This window comes from Burkholderia sp. Ax-1724, from assembly GCF_011752995.1.
Classification (GTDB): Bacteria; Pseudomonadota; Gammaproteobacteria; order Burkholderiales; family Burkholderiaceae; genus Paraburkholderia.
Map to the genome: position 1 here is coordinate 296,020 of NZ_VWWL01000004.1, position 14,783 is coordinate 310,802.

The 14,783-nt window shown below is 65.3% G+C and carries 14 protein-coding genes; 10 read left to right on the forward strand and 4 right to left on the reverse strand.

Annotated features, from left to right (window positions below):
- Positions 1-17: 17 nt before the first annotated feature.
- Positions 18-1,373, forward strand: coding sequence for an NAD(P)/FAD-dependent oxidoreductase (locus F3J19_RS07125; RefSeq protein ID WP_167039197.1), 1,356 nt, complete (start codon positions 18-20; stop codon positions 1,371-1,373).
- 102 nt (positions 1,374-1,475) lie between these two features.
- Positions 1,476-2,348, forward strand: coding sequence for a dienelactone hydrolase family protein (locus F3J19_RS07130; RefSeq protein ID WP_167039199.1), 873 nt, complete (start codon positions 1,476-1,478; stop codon positions 2,346-2,348).
- A 225-nt stretch (positions 2,349-2,573) separates the two neighbouring features.
- On the opposite strand, the gene F3J19_RS07135 is transcribed toward F3J19_RS07130, so the two are convergent.
- The 3 genes from F3J19_RS07135 to F3J19_RS07145 all read right to left on the reverse strand — a co-directional run bounded on the left by F3J19_RS07135 (position 2,574) and on the right by F3J19_RS07145 (position 5,021).
- Positions 2,574-3,443 (reverse strand): sulfurtransferase, encoded by an 870-nt coding sequence (locus F3J19_RS07135; protein ID WP_167039201.1) that lies wholly within the window; start codon positions 3,441-3,443, stop codon positions 2,574-2,576.
- Positions 3,444-3,604: 161 nt separating this feature from the next.
- Positions 3,605-4,711, reverse strand: coding sequence for an aromatic ring-hydroxylating dioxygenase subunit alpha (locus F3J19_RS07140; protein WP_167039203.1), 1,107 nt, complete (start codon positions 4,709-4,711; stop codon positions 3,605-3,607).
- A gap of 91 nt (positions 4,712-4,802) precedes the next feature.
- Positions 4,803-5,021, reverse strand: a complete 219-nt coding sequence (locus tag F3J19_RS07145) for a hypothetical protein (protein WP_167039205.1) — start codon at positions 5,019-5,021, stop codon at positions 4,803-4,805.
- Here F3J19_RS07145 and F3J19_RS07150 point away from each other — a divergent pair.
- The 4 genes from F3J19_RS07150 (at position 5,020) to folE2 (ending at position 9,234) form a co-directional block, all read left to right on the forward strand.
- Entirely contained in the window at positions 5,020-5,325 is a 306-nt protein-coding gene (locus tag F3J19_RS07150) for an exodeoxyribonuclease VII small subunit (protein WP_167039207.1), read from the forward strand. The two genes, F3J19_RS07145 and F3J19_RS07150, sit on opposite strands and share 2 nt — an antisense overlap.
- The gene (locus F3J19_RS07155; protein ID WP_167039209.1) at positions 5,322-6,203 is read left to right on the forward strand and encodes a farnesyl diphosphate synthase; all 882 of its coding nucleotides are present in this window, start codon (positions 5,322-5,324) and stop codon (positions 6,201-6,203) included. Before F3J19_RS07150 ends, F3J19_RS07155 begins: the two co-directional genes overlap by 4 nt.
- An 87-nt stretch (positions 6,204-6,290) precedes the next feature.
- A complete protein-coding gene (gene dxs / locus F3J19_RS07160) occupies positions 6,291-8,198 on the forward strand; it encodes a 1-deoxy-D-xylulose-5-phosphate synthase (RefSeq protein ID WP_167039210.1) in 1,908 nt (635 codons plus the stop codon).
- A gap of 229 nt (positions 8,199-8,427) precedes the next feature.
- On the forward strand, positions 8,428-9,234 hold the full coding sequence (gene folE2, locus F3J19_RS07165; protein WP_167039212.1) for a GTP cyclohydrolase FolE2: 807 nt from the start codon (positions 8,428-8,430) through the stop codon (positions 9,232-9,234).
- Positions 9,235-9,346: 112 nt separating this feature from the next.
- Here the strand turns inward: folE2 and tsaD are convergent, their stop codons facing one another.
- Positions 9,347-10,375, reverse strand: coding sequence for a tRNA (adenosine(37)-N6)-threonylcarbamoyltransferase complex transferase subunit TsaD (tsaD, locus tag F3J19_RS07170; protein WP_167039214.1), 1,029 nt, complete (start codon positions 10,373-10,375; stop codon positions 9,347-9,349).
- 152 nt (positions 10,376-10,527) lie between these two features.
- Here tsaD and F3J19_RS07175 point away from each other — a divergent pair, with 152 nt between their 5' ends.
- The 4 genes from F3J19_RS07175 to dnaG all read left to right on the forward strand — a co-directional run bounded on the left by F3J19_RS07175 (position 10,528) and on the right by dnaG (position 14,713).
- A complete protein-coding gene (locus F3J19_RS07175) occupies positions 10,528-11,745 on the forward strand; it encodes an NAD(P)/FAD-dependent oxidoreductase (protein ID WP_167039217.1) in 1,218 nt (405 codons plus the stop codon).
- A 68-nt stretch (positions 11,746-11,813) separates the two neighbouring features.
- Positions 11,814-12,026 (forward strand): 30S ribosomal protein S21, encoded by a 213-nt coding sequence (rpsU, locus tag F3J19_RS07180; protein ID WP_008919901.1) that lies wholly within the window; start codon positions 11,814-11,816, stop codon positions 12,024-12,026.
- 239 nt (positions 12,027-12,265) lie between these two features.
- The gene (locus F3J19_RS07185; RefSeq protein ID WP_167039219.1) at positions 12,266-12,712 is read left to right on the forward strand and encodes a GatB/YqeY domain-containing protein; all 447 of its coding nucleotides are present in this window, start codon (positions 12,266-12,268) and stop codon (positions 12,710-12,712) included.
- Between the two features lie 126 nt (positions 12,713-12,838).
- A complete protein-coding gene (gene dnaG, locus F3J19_RS07190; protein ID WP_167039221.1) occupies positions 12,839-14,713 on the forward strand; it encodes a DNA primase in 1,875 nt (624 codons plus the stop codon).
- Positions 14,714-14,783: the final 70 nt, after the last annotated feature.

The window sequence follows — 14,783 nt, forward strand, 5'->3', positions numbered from 1 at the left end:
CTACACGGAGAAGTGCAATGCATCGATTTATCGTCGTTGGCGGAGGTGCGGGCGGACTGGAACTGGCGACACGTCTGGGTGATCGCTATGGCGCCGGCAAAAGAGGGAGCAGCGCGCGGGCCGTGGTCACGCTGGTCGACCGCAATCCGACGCATATCTGGAAGCCGCTGCTGCACGAGGTGGCGGCCGGCAGCATGGATCCGTTCACGCAGGAACTCGAATACGCGGCGCAGGCGCGCTGGCACGGCTTCGAGTTCCAGCAGGGCGAGCTGACCGGTCTCGACCGCGCGAACCGGCGCATCACGCTCGGCACCGTGCTCGACGACGACGGCGCCGAACTGCTGCCCGAACGCCAGCTCGAGTACGACACGCTGGTCATCGCGATCGGCAGTACCACGGCTTTCTTCGGCGTGAAGGGTGCGGCCGAATTCTCCCTCGCACTCGATACCGTCGGCCAGGCCGAGCGCTTCCGCAAGCGGCTGATCGCCGCGTGCATGCGCGCCGAGCATCAGGCGTACGAGCCCGTCGAGTCGCGGCCGGGGCCCGGCACCTCGACGTCGAGCGAGCCGCGCATCCAGGTGGCGATCGTCGGCGGCGGCGCGACCGGTGTCGAGTTGTCGGCGGAGTTGCGCAATACGGCGCAGGTGCTGTCCGCGTATGGCTTGCACAAGCTCGATCCGCGGCACGACGTCGGCATCGTGCTGATCGAGGCCGGGCCGCGCATTCTGCCCGCCTTGCAGGAGCGCGTTTCGACGGCCACCGCCGAATTGCTGACCAAGCTCGGCGTCAAGCTGATGATCGGCGAAACGGTGGCCGAGGTCGCGCCCGGCTATATCCGCACCGCGAGCGGGCACACCGTGCGCGCCGATCTGACCGTGTGGGCGGCGGGCATCAAGGCGCCGGCGGTGCTGAGCCAGCTCGACGGGCTACCGGTCAACCGGCTCGGCCAGCTCAACGTGCGCCGCACGCTGCAAACCGAAATCGACGACAACATCTTCGCGCTCGGCGATTGCGCCGCCTGCCAGTGGCCCGGCAACGAGCGCAACGTGCCGCCGCGCGCGCAGGCCGCGCATCAGCAGGCGGCCTTTTTGCTGAAGGCGCTGGCGGCGCGGCTCGACAACAATCCGCTGCCGGAATTCACCTATCGCGATTTCGGTTCGCTCGTGTCGCTCGGCCACTTCAGCGCGGTCGGCAATCTGATGGGCGGGGTGATCGGCGGCAACATGCTGATCGAGGGGCTGTTCGCGCGCTTCATGTACATGTCGCTGTACCGGTTGCACATCGCCGCGCTGCACGGCTATCCGCGCATGGTGCTCGACACCTTCGCGCATTGGCTGCGCCGTACCACGCTGCCGCGCGTCAAGCTGCACTGACGACTGCCCCGACGCGGGCGGACGTTCTCCTCAGTCGAATCTGCAACGGGATGCGCCCAGGGCGTATCCTGTTGCTTCCCACCCTTCATCGAGGAGCGCCGCATGCTGAAACCCGAAGTCGACGCCCTGGTCCCGCACGTTCCCTTCAACCGGCGTACCTTCATCAAGACCGCGCTCGGCAGTGGTTTCGCGGCGGCCGTGCTGCCGGTCTCGGCGCAAACCATCCATACCGACAGCGACGGCCTCGAAGCCGGCGAAGTCGCGTTTCATTCGCAAGGCACGCTGATCCCGGCCTATCGCGCGCGGCCATTGGGCAAGACGCATCTGCCGGTGATCCTTGTCGTGCATGAGATCTTCGGCGTGCACGAGCATATCGCCGACGTTTGCCGGCGCTTCGCGAAACAGGGCTATCTGGCGATCGCGCCGAACCTGTACGAGCGCGAGGGCGATCCGACCGTCTACACGAGCATGCAGCAACTCAACGAGCAACTGGTCAGCAAGGTGCCCGACGAGCAGGTGCTGGCCGACCTCGACGCGGCCGCCGCGTGGGCCGGCGAGAACGGCGGCGACCTGAAGCGGCTCGGCGTGAACGGCTTCTGCTGGGGCGGGCGCATCGCGTGGCTGTATGCCGAGCACAATCCGCGCGTGAAGGCGGGCGTCGCCTGGTATGGCCGCGTGACCGGCGCGAAGAATGCGATGACGCCGGCCAATCCGCTCGATCTCGTCGCCGATCTGCATGCGCCGGTGCTCGGCCTGTATGGGCGCGAGGACCCGAGCATTCCGCAGGACACGCTCGCGCAGATGAAACAGGCCATCGCGCAGGGTCCGCAGGCGGGGCGCGGTTCGCAGTTCGTCGTCTATGACGACGCGGGCCACGCGTTTTTCGCCGATTACCGGCCGAGCTACAGGAAGGCCGATGCCGAGGATGGCTGGCGTCGCACGCTCGTGTGGTTCAAGCAGCACGGGGTGATTTGAGGCACATGGTGCTGTCAGGCGGTAACGACGGGGTTGGCGCAGTCCTCGTGCCTCGTTGATCCGATACGTCCGACGAAAAGGAAAAGGCCATGGCCGCGTTGAGACGGCAATGGCCTTTTTAGTCGGCTTTCCTGGTAGGGCTAATGCATTGGACTAACGCGTGCCTCACTGTGGCTGCGCCCGCCCATCGCGGCTTGCTTGCCCGCAAGCTCGGCTCAGCTCAGCTCAAGGATTCGGCCCCGTCGCGACTGGCCGCTTCGGGTCCGAACTCCATTCGCTCCACGACCCTGCGTATAGCGCGGAGCCATGCATGCCGGCGATTTCCATCGCGAGCGAGTTCACGCAGGCGGTCACGCCCGAGCCGCATTGCAGCACCACGTGTTCCGGCGGCGTGTCGCCGAGCAGCGCGTGGAATTCCTCGCGCAGCGTGTGCGCCGGCTTGAAGCGGCCGTCGGCGGTGAGGTTGTCCTTGAAGAAGCGGTTGAGCGCGCCGGGGATATGGCCGCCGACGCGATCGAGCGTTTCGTTCTCGCCGCGATAACGGTCGGCCGCGCGTGCGTCGACCACGACGCGCTCCTTCGAGCCGAGGTTGCGCTCGACCGTCTGCGCGTCGACGGTTACGGCGAGCGGCGCGGCCGCGCTGAAGTCGCCGGTGTTCTGCGCCGGCACGTCCGGCGTCAACGGTTGGCCCGCGGCCTGCCAGGCTTGCAGGCCGCCGTCGAGTAGCGCGACCGCATCGTGCCCGAGCCAGCGCAGCAGCCACCAGATGCGCGCGGCGTACATGCCGCCATGCGCGTCATACGCGACGACCTGCTGGCCTTGCTTGAGTCCGCGCGATTCCAGTGTCTCGACGAGCCGTGCGCGGTCCGGCAGCGGATGCCTGCCGTTCGAGCCGGTCTTCGGCCCAGACAGATCGCGGTCGAGATGCAGATAATGCGCGCCCGGCAGATGGCCGGCGAGATACGCTTTCTCGCCCGCTTCGGTATCGGCGAGGTCGAACCGGCAGTCGACCACGAACACGCTGCCCGGCGCGGCGGCGAGCCGCTCGGCAAGATTGGTCGCGGAGATCAGGGTGGTGTAGTGGGTGTGGGGCATGACGTTTCCTCGATACGTGCGATGGTGGCTCCGGTTGCGTGGTGGGGCGCAGCGGGCGGAGAGCCGGTCTATGTCGGTAGTCTAAACAAAAAAAGACGGGCCGCAGCCCGTCTTTCCTTGTCTTGCCCATTGTGCCAACGAGTGGCGCTGCTTGCAGCGAATCAGACCGTGCCGAGTTCGCGACGCAGAAACTCGTGGAAGTGCTGCATACCGTCTTCCATCGGGCTCTGATACGGACCCACCTGCGATTCGCCGCGTTCCATCAGCGCGCGGCGGCCGGCGTCCATGCGCTCGGCGATCTCGTCGTCTTCGCGGGCCGTTTCCATATAGGCGGCGCGCTCGGCTTCGACGAAGTCGCGTTCGAACAGCGCGATTTCCTCGGGGTAATAGAATTCGACCACGTTGGTGGTTTTCTGCGGACCATGCGGAATCAGCCACGACACCACGAGCACGTGCGGATACCACTCGATCATGATGCCCGGGTAGTACACCATCCAGATCGCGCCGAACTCGGGCGGGTTGCCGCCGCGAAAGCGCAGCACTTCGTCGTGCCACTTGCGGTACGTCGGGCTGCCCGGCTGCTCCAGATTCTTGTGCACGCCGACCGTCTGCACGCTGTACCAGTCGCCGAACTCCCACGTCAGGTCGTCGCAATTGACGAAGCTGCCGAGGCCCGGATGGAACGGCGCGACGTGATAGTCCTCCAGATAGACCTCGATGAAGGTCTTCCAGTTGTAGTTGCACTCGTGGACTTCGACGTGATCGAACATGAAGCCCGAGAAGTCGAAATGCCGCTTCGTGCCGAGACGTGCAAGGTCTTTCGCGACGTCGCGGCTCTGTGCCTCGAACAGCAGGCCATGCCAGTTCTGCAGCGGCGTCGCGCCGAGGTTCAGGCACGGGTTGTCGGCGAAATGGGGCGCGCCGAGCAGCTCGCCCTTCAGGTCGTACGTCCAGCGATGCAGCGGACAGACGATGTTCTGCGTCTGGCCGCGGCCGTTAAGCATGATGGCCTGGCGGTGGCGGCACACGTTCGACAGCAGTTCGACCTGCGACTGCTGGTTGCGGACGAGCACCCGCCCCTCGCGTTCGCTGGGCAAGGCAAAATAATCCCCCGCTTCGGGCACCATGAGATCGTGGCCGATGTAGCGAGGACCTTTCTTGAAAAGGGTGTCGATTTCGCGCGTAAGAAGCGCTTCGTCAAAGTAAGCCGTGACTGGCAGCTGGCTGTGAACAGACCGCAACTGCAATGCATTGCTCAGATTGGACATTCCCACTCCCGATGAAGACGTGAAAGCAGTGAACAACCCAACCATCGAAGATTCGATTTAGGGAGCCGGAGATTATACCCGTTTCTCGCTGTCAGGGGCACTTAAGTGACTGATTTGGGTCAAAAATGTCCGATTGGTTCGGCATTTTCGCCGCAGATTCAGCGGTTTTTTTCTGCGAGACTTCAGGCTCGAAGCCGCTGCAAAGCAGGGTCGAAGCGGGGTAGGGCGGCGAGGCGAAGGGGGCGAGCGGATCGGAAACGCCGCTTTTGCCGTAGAATGTCCGACTTGTTTTAATTTTGCGACTATTCATGGCGAAGACCGCATCGAAAGATACTGCCGCCGCGTCGGCCGAAAGCGGCGATACCACGCCGCTGCCCGGCAACTACGAGGCCGCGCAGGCCGAACTGGAAGAGCTGGTGGCGCGCATGGAAGGCGGCAGCCTGAGTCTCGAGGAGTCGTTGGCTGCCTACCGGCGCGGGGCCGCGCTTGTCGCGTTCTGCCAGCAGCAGCTCGAAAAGGTCGAGCAGCAGGTGCGCGTGCTCGACGGCGAAACGCTGAAACCACTGCCCATGAATACCGCAGGCACAGCCGCTGAAAGCGGGGACGATCTATGACATTCGAACAATGGACGCGCTCGGTGCTCGAACGCGTCGAAACGGCGCTGGAACATTACCTGCCGGCTGACACGACCACATCCGCCAATCTGCACGAGGCGATGCGCTATGCGGTGCTCGGCGGCGGCAAGCGCGTGCGGCCGCTCCTGTGCCACGCGGCCGGCGAGCTGACCGGCGCGCACGCCGAATGCCTCGACGCGGCGGCAGCGGCGCTCGAAATGATCCACGTGTATTCGCTCGTGCACGACGACATGCCGTGCATGGACGACGACGCATTGCGCCGCGGCAAGCCGACGGTTCACGTCAAATACGACGAAGCGACCGCGCTGCTGGTTGGCGACGCGCTGCAATCGCAGGCATTCGTCACGCTCACTTCCGACGTGCTGGCCCCGCCGCAGCAGGCCTCGCTCGTGCGCGAACTCGCGCTCGCGAGCGGCTCGCTCGGCATGTGCGGCGGGCAGGCCATCGATCTGGCGAGCACCGGCCTGACGCTGGCGCGCCCGCAACTCGAAACGATGCACCGTATGAAGACCGGCGCGCTGCTGCGCGCGGCCGTGCGCATGGGTGCGCTGGCCGGCGAAACGCCGGACGCGCAGGCTCTGGCGTCGCTCGACGCCTACGCCGCCGCGATCGGCCTCGCGTTTCAGGTTGTCGACGACATTCTCGATGTCACGACCGACTCCGCAACGCTCGGCAAGACCGCCGGCAAAGACGCGAAGCTCGGCAAGTCGACCTACGTGTCGATTATCGGGCTCGACGCGTCGCGCGCGCTTGCGGCGCAACTGCGCAGCGACGCCCACGCCTCGCTCGCGCCGTTCGGCGCGCGCGCGCAGCGTCTTGCCGAATTGGCCGACCTGGTGGTGAACCGGGTCAGCTAAACGCGAAAGCCCGCCGCCGCGCACCTTCTGTCCCCGGGGTGCATGTATGAAGTGCGGGCGCGTAAGTTTTCCTACAATGGAACGACGATGTACGACTTGCTGAAAACCATCGACGACCCGGCGGCCCTGCGCCGCCTCGATCGCCGCCAATTGCAACCGCTTGCAGACGAGTTGCGTGCCTTTGTGCTCGACAGCGTATCGCAGACGGGCGGCCATCTTTCGTCCAATCTCGGCACGGTCGAGTTGACCATCGCGCTGCACTATGTGTTCGATACGCCGCATGACCGGATCGTCTGGGACGTCGGTCATCAGACCTATCCGCACAAGATCCTGACCGGCCGCCGCGAGCAGATGCACACGCTGCGCCAACTGGGCGGCATCTCTGGCTTCCCGAAACGCGACGAATCCGAATACGACACCTTCGGCACCGCGCATTCGAGCACGTCGATTTCGGCGGCGCTCGGCATGGCGGTCGCGAGCAAGCTGCAGGGCGACAACCGCATGGGCATCGCCGTGATCGGCGACGGCGCGATGACGGCCGGCATGGCCTTCGAGGCGATGAACAACGCGGGCGTCGAAGACGACGTGCCGCTGCTCGTGATCCTCAACGACAACGACATGTCGATCTCGCCGCCGGTCGGTGCGCTCAATCGCCATCTTGCGCGTCTGATGTCGGGCCGCTTCTACGCGGCCGCGCGCGCGGGCGTCGAACGCGTGCTGCGCGTCGCGCCGCCGGTGCTCGATCTCGCGCGCAAGCTCGAAGAGCACGCGAAGGGCATGATCGTGCCGGCCACGCTGTTCGAGGAATTCGGCTTCAACTACATCGGGCCGATCGACGGCCACGATCTCGACTCGCTGATCCCGACGCTGCAGAACATCAAGGAACTGCGCGGTCCGCAATTCCTGCACGTCGTCACGAAGAAGGGCCAGGGCTACAAGCTGGCTGAGGCCGATCCGGTGCTGTACCACGGCCCGGGCAAGTTCAACCCGGCCGAGGGCATCAAGCCGGCCGCGACGCCGTCGAAGAAGACCTACACGCAGGTGTTCGGCGAATGGCTGTGCGATGCCGCGGAGCTCGATTCGCGTGTGATCGGCATTACCCCGGCGATGCGCGAGGGCTCGGGCCTCGTCGAATTCGAACGGCGCTTCCCGGACCGTTACTTCGACGTCGGCATCGCCGAGCAGCATGCGGTGACGTTCGCGGGCGGCCTCGCCGCGGATGGCATGAAGCCGGTCGTCGCGATCTACTCGACGTTCCTGCAACGCGCGTATGACCAACTGATCCACGACGTCGCGCTGCAAAACCTGCCGGTCGTGTTCGCGATCGACCGCGCGGGTCTCGTCGGCGCGGACGGCGCCACGCACGCGGGCGCCTACGACCTCGCGTTCATGCGCTGCATCCCGAACATGACCGTGATGGCGCCGTCGGACGAAAACGAATGCCGCCAGATGCTGTACACGGCGTTGCAGCAGCCGAATCCGACGGCCGTGCGCTATCCGCGCGGCGCGGGCACCGGCGTTGCAACGGTCAAGCAGATGGCCGCGCTGCCGCTCGGCAAGGGCGAAGTGCGCCGCGAAACCTCGGCGCCGGCCGGCAAGCGCATCGCGATTCTCGCGTTCGGCACGATGGTCGCGCCGTCGCTCGCGGCAGCCGAGCAACTCGATGCCACGGTCGCGAACATGCGTTTCGTGAAGCCGCTCGACGCCGAGCTCGTGCGCCAGCTGGCTGAAACGCACGACGCGATCGTCACCGTCGAAGAAGGCTGCATCATGGGCGGCGCGGGCTCGGCCTGCGTCGAAGCCCTGCTCGAGAGTGGGGTTATGCGACCCGTACTACAATTGGGCCTCCCCGACCAGTTCATCGATCACGGGGACCCGGCCAAGCTGCTCGCCGCGTGCGGTCTCGACGCCGCGGGCATCGCCCGGTCGATCCGCGAGCGTTTCCTCGCAAGCGGCACGGTCGGCGGTCAGTCGTCGGTGAAGCGCGTCGCGTAAAGCGCTGCCGCGCGTCAGGCCGCTGCGCTGCCGTCATGCGGCGGCGGCCGCGACAATCTCCTGTTTGAGCTGACGGGCGTAACGGCCCGTCTTCCAACGCCGGCGGAAGCCGGCGTTCGCCGTTGCGCGTGCTGATCCGTGCGGCCGCCGGGCGTTTCGACGTCGTCGCGTGACAGTTTCCGATGCGGCGAACCGGGAGCGGCCCGGCGCTTTCCAGAAAGGACAAAAAATGAATCAGATGAACCCCGCCTTTGTGATGCCCGACGTGCAAAGCACGCCCGACACGCGCCAGATCCCGATTCAGCGGGTCGGCGTCAAGGGCGTGCGTCATCCGCTGACGGTGCGCACGCAAGGCGGCGAAGTGCAGCCGACGGTCGGCACGTGGAATCTCGATGTGCATCTGCCGGCCGATCAGAAGGGCACGCATATGTCGCGCTTCGTCGCGCTGCTCGAAGAGAACAAAGCGCCGCTCGAGCCGGCCGCGTTCCGCTCGATGCTCGCGGTGATGCTCGAAAAGCTGGAAGCCGAGGCGGGCCGTATCGAGGTGTCGTTTCCGTACTTCGTGAACAAGACCGCGCCGGTGTCGGGCGTGCAAAGCCTGCTCGACTACGAGGTCACGCTGACGGGCGAGACCCGCAACGGCGCGACGCGGCTGTTCCTGAAGGTGCTGGTGCCGGTCACGAGCCTGTGCCCGTGCTCGAAGAAGATTTCGCAATACGGCGCGCACAACCAGCGCTCGCATGTGACGATCGACGCCGAGCTGGCTGGCGACGTCGCCGTGGAAGAGCTGATCCGCATCGCCGAGGAAGAGGCGTCGTGCGAACTGTGGGGGTTGCTCAAGCGCCCGGACGAGAAGTTCGTCACCGAGCGCGCGTATGAGAATCCGAAGTTCGTCGAGGACCTCGTGCGCGACGTCGCGCAGCGCCTCAATGCCGACGAGCGCATCGTTGCCTATGTGCTCGAGGCCGAGAACTTCGAGTCGATTCACAACCACAGCGCCTATGCGGTGATCGAGCAGGACAAACGCCTCGCTTGATCGCTTCTTCGCCGGTCCGCCCCGTTTCGTTGCGGGCGCATTGACGCAAAAAAGCCGCTTTAAAGCGGCTTTTTTTATCGCCCCGGGATTCGCGGCATTCGCTTCCGGCGACTCAGCGCGCGAGCGAAGTCAGGTCCCAGCGCGGCTTCACCGTGAACGCGTAGTCGTTGCCGGCCTGCTCGGGCCAGCGCTGCAAGCGCAGCGCGCCGGCCAGCGCGATCATCGCGCCGTTGTCCGTGCATAGCGACAGGTCCGGGTAGTGCACGTAGAAATTGCGTTTCTTCGCGGCGGCCGAAAGCGCTTCGCGCAGTTGCCGGTTCGCGCCGACACCGCCCGCGACCACCAGCCGGTTCAGCTTCGTGCGCTTGAGCGCCGCGAGCGACTTGGCCGCCAGTACGTCGACGGCGGCGTCGACAAAACCGCGCGCGAGGTCGGCCTTCGCCTGCTCGCAGATATTCGCGCCGCCGAGCCGGTTCGCGTGTGTGAGGACCGCGGTTTTCAGCCCGCTGAAGCTGAAGTCGAGATCGCCGGAATGCAGCATCGGACGCGGCAGCACGACCGCGCCGGGCGTGCCGAATTCGGCCATGCGCGAGACTTCCGGGCCGCCCGGATAGCCGAGGCCGAGCAGTTTTGCGGTTTTGTCGAAGGCTTCGCCGGCGGCATCGTCGAGCGTTTCGCCGAGTGTCTCGTAGACGCCGACGTCGGTGACGCGCATCAGTTGCGTATGACCGCCGGACACGAGCAGCGCGACGAACGGAAACGGCGGCGGTTCATCGACGAGCAGCGGCGACAGCAGGTGCCCTTCGAGATGGTGAATGCCGACGGTCGGCTTGTCCCAGGCCATTGCCAGCGAATTGGCGATGCTCGCGCCCACGAGCAGCGCGCCTGCCAGCCCCGGCCCTTGCGTGTAGGCGATCGCATCGATGTCGCCGCGCGTGACGTCCGCGCGTTCCATCACCTCTTCGAGCAGCGGCAGCGCGCGGCGAATATGGTCGCGCGACGCGAGTTCCGGCACGACGCCACCGTACTCCCGGTGCATGGCGATCTGCGAATGTAAGGCGTGCGCGAGCAGGCCGCGCTCGGTGTCGTAGAGCGCGAGTCCGGTTTCGTCGCAGGAGCTTTCGATGCCGAGAACGAGCATGATGAATCGCTTGAAGGCGGGCACACGTAACGCGGGCCCAACAGTGAAAGGTAAGCCTAAAAGTATAGCAGCGCGGGCAAGCAGGCGCTGCTACTGGCGGCCTTCGGGGCTCGGCCACGAACGCGCGGACCCGGCAGGTACAATGCGGCCCCATGGAATCTTTTGATATCGCGGTGATCGGCGCGGGCGCGGCCGGCATGATGTGTGCGGCCGTGGCCGGACAACTCGGCCGGCGCGTGGCGTTGATCGACCACTCGCAGCGTCTCGCGGAAAAAATCCGCATTTCCGGCGGCGGCCGTTGCAACTTTACGAATCTGTACGCGGGGCCGGCCAACTATCTGTCGGCGAATCCGCACTTTTGCCGTTCCGCGCTCGCGCGCTACACGCCGCGCGACTTCATGGCGCTGCTCAAGCGCCATCGCGTGACATGGCACGAAAAGCACAAGGGGCAACTGTTCTGCGACCAGTCGAGCGACGCGATCATCGACGTGCTCAGGAACGAATGCGACGCGGGCGCGGTGGCGTGGCGCGCGCCGCTGTCCGTCGAGGAAGTGGGCCACGACGGGCAGCGCCAGTTCACGCTCGGCACGCCGGCGGGGACGATCGCCGCCCGCGCGCTCGTGATCGCGACGGGCGGCCTGTCGATTCCGAAGATCGGCGCGACCGACTTTGCCTACCGGCTTGCCAAACAGTTCGGCCACAAGCTGATCGACACGCGTCCCGCACTGGTGCCGCTGACCTTCGCGCCGGCCGACTGGGAGCCGTTCGCGGCGCTGTCGGGCGTGTCGCTTGAGGTGCAACTCGCGACCGGCAGCAAAAAGACCGGCGCCGAATTCACCGAAGATCTGCTGCTCACGCACCGCGGCCTGTCGGGTCCCGGCATCCTGCAGATTTCGAGCTACTGGCAGCCCGGCGAGCCGGTCCATATCGATCTGCTGCCGGAGCGCGATGCCGCGGCCGCGTTGCTGGAGGCGAAAAGCGGCACGAAGCGCCAGATCGCGAATCTGCTCTCGGAGTGGGTGCCGCAGCGGCTCGCGCACGTCTGGCTGGAGACTCACCAGATTCCCGCCGAGGCGCGCGTCGCCGATCTGCCGGACAGGACGCTGCGGCGCGTCGGTGAGGCGCTGTCGCGCTGGACGCTCACCCCGAACGGCACCGAGGGCTACCGCAAGGCCGAGGTGACGCGCGGCGGCGTCGATACGCGCGGCCTGTCGTCGACGACGATGATGAGCGCGCACGTGCCGGGCCTCTATTTCATCGGCGAAGCGGTCGACGTGACCGGCTGGCTCGGCGGCTACAATTTCCAGTGGGCGTGGGCTTCGGGCGTGGCGGCCGGTCAGGCCGCCGCCGACTATGCACGAGGGGCTTGACGGCGCCATGGCTTTGTGAGAAAGCTCTGCTATACTCATCAACCTTTACAAAGTTCCGTTATTGAAAAATGACGACCATCCGCGTAAAAGACAATGAGCCGTTTGAAGTTGCCATGCGCCGTTTCAAGCGCACCATGGAGAAAAACGGCTTACTGACGGAACTTCGCGCTCGCGAGTTTTACGAGAAGCCCACGGCCGAACGTAAGCGCAAGAAAGCGGCGGCGGTGAAGCGTCATTTCAAGCGTCTGCGTGGCCAGATGCTCCCGAAGAAGCTCTACTGATTCTGGCGTTGCCGCGCTCCGCTTCACACGCGGTGCGGCAGCATCCAAGCCGATGGCGGCACGACAGGTGCCGTCACGGAAAACCCGGCCCATCGGGCCAGCCGGCAGGGTCGCATCCACCAAACATATTGCGCCAACCCGCTTGAGGAAGAGGTCCCAAGCGGGTATTCGTGTTGATGCCGCGGTATGGCCGCCATCGACCCGCCGGTTTTTCAACTTTCAACGCATTCAGGTGAGTGATGAGTCTCAAAGACCGGATCAACGACGATATGAAAGCTGCCATGCGGGCGCGCGAGACCGAGCGTCTCGGCGCGATCCGCCTGCTGCTCGCGGCGATCAAGCAGCGTGAAGTCGATGAGCGCGTCACGCTCGACGAAGCCGGCGTGACTGCCGTTGTCGACAAGATGATCAAGCAGCGCAAGGATTCGATCAGCCAGTTCGAGGCTGCCGGCCGCACGGATCTGGCCGACAAGGAAAAGGCCGAACTGGCCATCCTGTCCGCTTACATGCCGGCGCAGATGTCCGAAGCGGAAATCGTTGCCGAAGTGCAGGCCGCGGTCGCGCAAACCGGCGCGGCCGGTCCGCAGGACATGGGCAAGGTGATGGGCGTGCTCAAGCCGAAGCTCGCCGGCCGGGCCGACATGACGGCTGTCTCGGCGCAGGTCAAGGCCGCGCTCGCGAAGTAATTCCTGTGGTTTGCCCGGACCGCGCGCGCCGTGTTCGAAAGCGGGCGCGGCGCCGGGTTGCGGTGTCGAGCCTGAGTACCCGTACCGGGCTTGGATTTTGAAGCTTTCCTGGCAGCGTCATTTACTGTGATCCCACCGTCATTCCTGCAGGACCTGCTCAACCGCGTCGATATCGTCGACGTGGTCGGCCGGTACGTGCAGCTGAAAAAGGGCGGCGCAAACTTCATGGGGCTTTGTCCGTTTCACAACGAGAAGAGCCCTTCGTTTACGGTTAGTCCGACTAAACAGTTTTATCACTGCTTCGGTTGCGGCGCGCACGGCACGGCCATCGGTTTCCTGATGGAGCACGTGGGCGCGTCGTTCCCCGAGGCGGTCAACGAGCTCGCGCAGTCGGTTGGCCTGACCGTGCCGAACGAGCCTTCGCCGGGCTACGGCGGAGGCGGCGGTTTGGGCGGCGGCTACGCGCCGGCAGCGTCGAAGGCCGTCACCACGGCGCTCTCCGACCTCATGCAGACTGCCTGCGACTTTTATCGCAAGCAGCTGCGCGGCGCGACGGGTGCGATCCAGTACCTGAAAAAGCGCGGCTTGACCGGCGAGATCGCCGCGCGTTTCGGCCTCGGCTATGCGCCGGACGGCTGGCAGAACCTCGAGGCGGCCTTCCCGAACTATCGCGACGACGGGCTCGTCGAGGCGGGTCTCGTGATCGTCAGCGAAAAGTCCGACGGGCAGGGGCAGAACCGCCGCTACGACCGTTTCCGCGAGCGGATCATGTTCCCGATCCGCAACGTGAAGGGGCAGGTGATCGGCTTTGGCGGGCGCGTGCTCGACGGCGGCGAGCCGAAATATTTGAATTCGCCCGAAACGCCTTTATTTAACAAAGGCAGCGAGCTGTACGGCCTGTTCGAGGCGCGTCTCGCGATCCGCGAGCAGCATTACGTGCTGGTCGTCGAGGGCTATATGGACGTGGTCGCGCTGGCCCAGCTCGGTTTCCAGAACGCGGTCGCGACCCTTGGCACGGCCTGCACGCCGATTCATGTGCAGAAACTGATGCGGCAGACCGATACGGTCATCTTCAGCTTCGACGGCGACTCGGCCGGCCGGCGCGCTGCGCGCCGCGCGCTCGATGCCTGCCTGCCGCACGCCGCGGACAACCGCACGATTCGCTTCCTGTTCCTGCCGGCCGAGCACGATCCGGACAGCTACGTGCGCGAGTTCGGCACTGAGGCGTTCGCGGAGCAGGTCGAGCGCGCGATGCCGCTGTCGCAATTCATGCTCAACGAGGTGCTGACCGGCAAGGAGCTCGATCAGCCGGAAGGCCGGGCCCGCGCGCTGTTCGACGCGAAGCCGCTCTTGCAGGCGCTGCCGGCCAACGCCCTGCGCGCGCAGATCATGCACATGTTCGCGGACCGGCTCGACGTGCCGTTCAACGAAGTCGCGGCGCTCTGCGAGGTCGATGCGCGGATCGCGGCCGCGGCGCGCGAGGCGCCGGCCCGCAAGGACCGCCGCAGCGTGACCGGGATCGAGGAAAAGACGCTGCGCAATCTGGTGATGTATCCGCGCACGGTCGCGATGCTCGACAGCGAGGCCGAAGAGGCGCTGCTCACGGTGACGCGGCATGGGGAACTGTTCGGGGAAGTGACCACGCATGCGCGCGCGCTCGGCGATTCGGCGGAATTCCAGTTGTTGTCCGATCTCTTGCGAAATGGCGCGAACGCCCCAACTTTCGAGGAAATCTTTCGCAAAATTCTAGACTATGATGAAAACGTCCGGGATTTGCTGCTGAAAGACCCACAGGACGCGGCCGTCATCGAGGAACGGCGCGAACAGGAGCGGATCGTCGGCGAGGAGCTGAAGGCTGCGATTCTGAAGATGCGGTATGACGCTTATTGCGATCGTCTCGAGCAGCTTTCGCGACAATCCCGGCATTCGCCTGAGGAATTCGCCGAGCTCTCGGAACTCAACCGGAAACGGGCTGACATGAAGCGTCAGCTCGGGCTCTAACGGAGAGGCCGAAAGCTCGGGTGGTATAATAAAAAGTTTCTAGCGGTTTGTTTTTCAAGGGTTTTCCTAG

Excerpts from the sequence above, each read along its gene's own strand:
- F3J19_RS07125 (WP_167039197.1), top strand. The coding sequence starts at position 18 with ATGCATCGATTTATCGTCGTTGGCGGAGGTGCGGGCGGACTGGAACTG.
- F3J19_RS07130 (WP_167039199.1), top strand. The coding sequence starts at position 1,476 with ATGCTGAAACCCGAAGTCGACGCCCTGGTCCCGCACGTTCCCTTCAAC.
- F3J19_RS07135 (WP_167039201.1), bottom strand. The coding sequence starts at position 3,443 with ATGCCCCACACCCACTACACCACCCTGATCTCCGCGACCAATCTTGCC.
- F3J19_RS07140 (WP_167039203.1), bottom strand. The coding sequence starts at position 4,711 with ATGTCCAATCTGAGCAATGCATTGCAGTTGCGGTCTGTTCACAGCCAG.
- F3J19_RS07150 (WP_167039207.1), top strand. The coding sequence starts at position 5,020 with ATGGCGAAGACCGCATCGAAAGATACTGCCGCCGCGTCGGCCGAAAGC.
- F3J19_RS07145 (WP_167039205.1), bottom strand. The coding sequence starts at position 5,021 with ATGAATAGTCGCAAAATTAAAACAAGTCGGACATTCTACGGCAAAAGC.
- F3J19_RS07155 (WP_167039209.1), top strand. The coding sequence starts at position 5,322 with ATGACATTCGAACAATGGACGCGCTCGGTGCTCGAACGCGTCGAAACG.
- dxs (WP_167039210.1), top strand. The coding sequence starts at position 6,291 with ATGTACGACTTGCTGAAAACCATCGACGACCCGGCGGCCCTGCGCCGC.
- folE2 (WP_167039212.1), top strand. The coding sequence starts at position 8,428 with ATGAATCAGATGAACCCCGCCTTTGTGATGCCCGACGTGCAAAGCACG.
- tsaD (WP_167039214.1), bottom strand. The coding sequence starts at position 10,375 with ATGCTCGTTCTCGGCATCGAAAGCTCCTGCGACGAAACCGGACTCGCG.
- F3J19_RS07175 (WP_167039217.1), top strand. The coding sequence starts at position 10,528 with ATGGAATCTTTTGATATCGCGGTGATCGGCGCGGGCGCGGCCGGCATG.
- rpsU (WP_008919901.1), top strand. The coding sequence starts at position 11,814 with ATGACGACCATCCGCGTAAAAGACAATGAGCCGTTTGAAGTTGCCATG.
- F3J19_RS07185 (WP_167039219.1), top strand. The coding sequence starts at position 12,266 with ATGAGTCTCAAAGACCGGATCAACGACGATATGAAAGCTGCCATGCGG.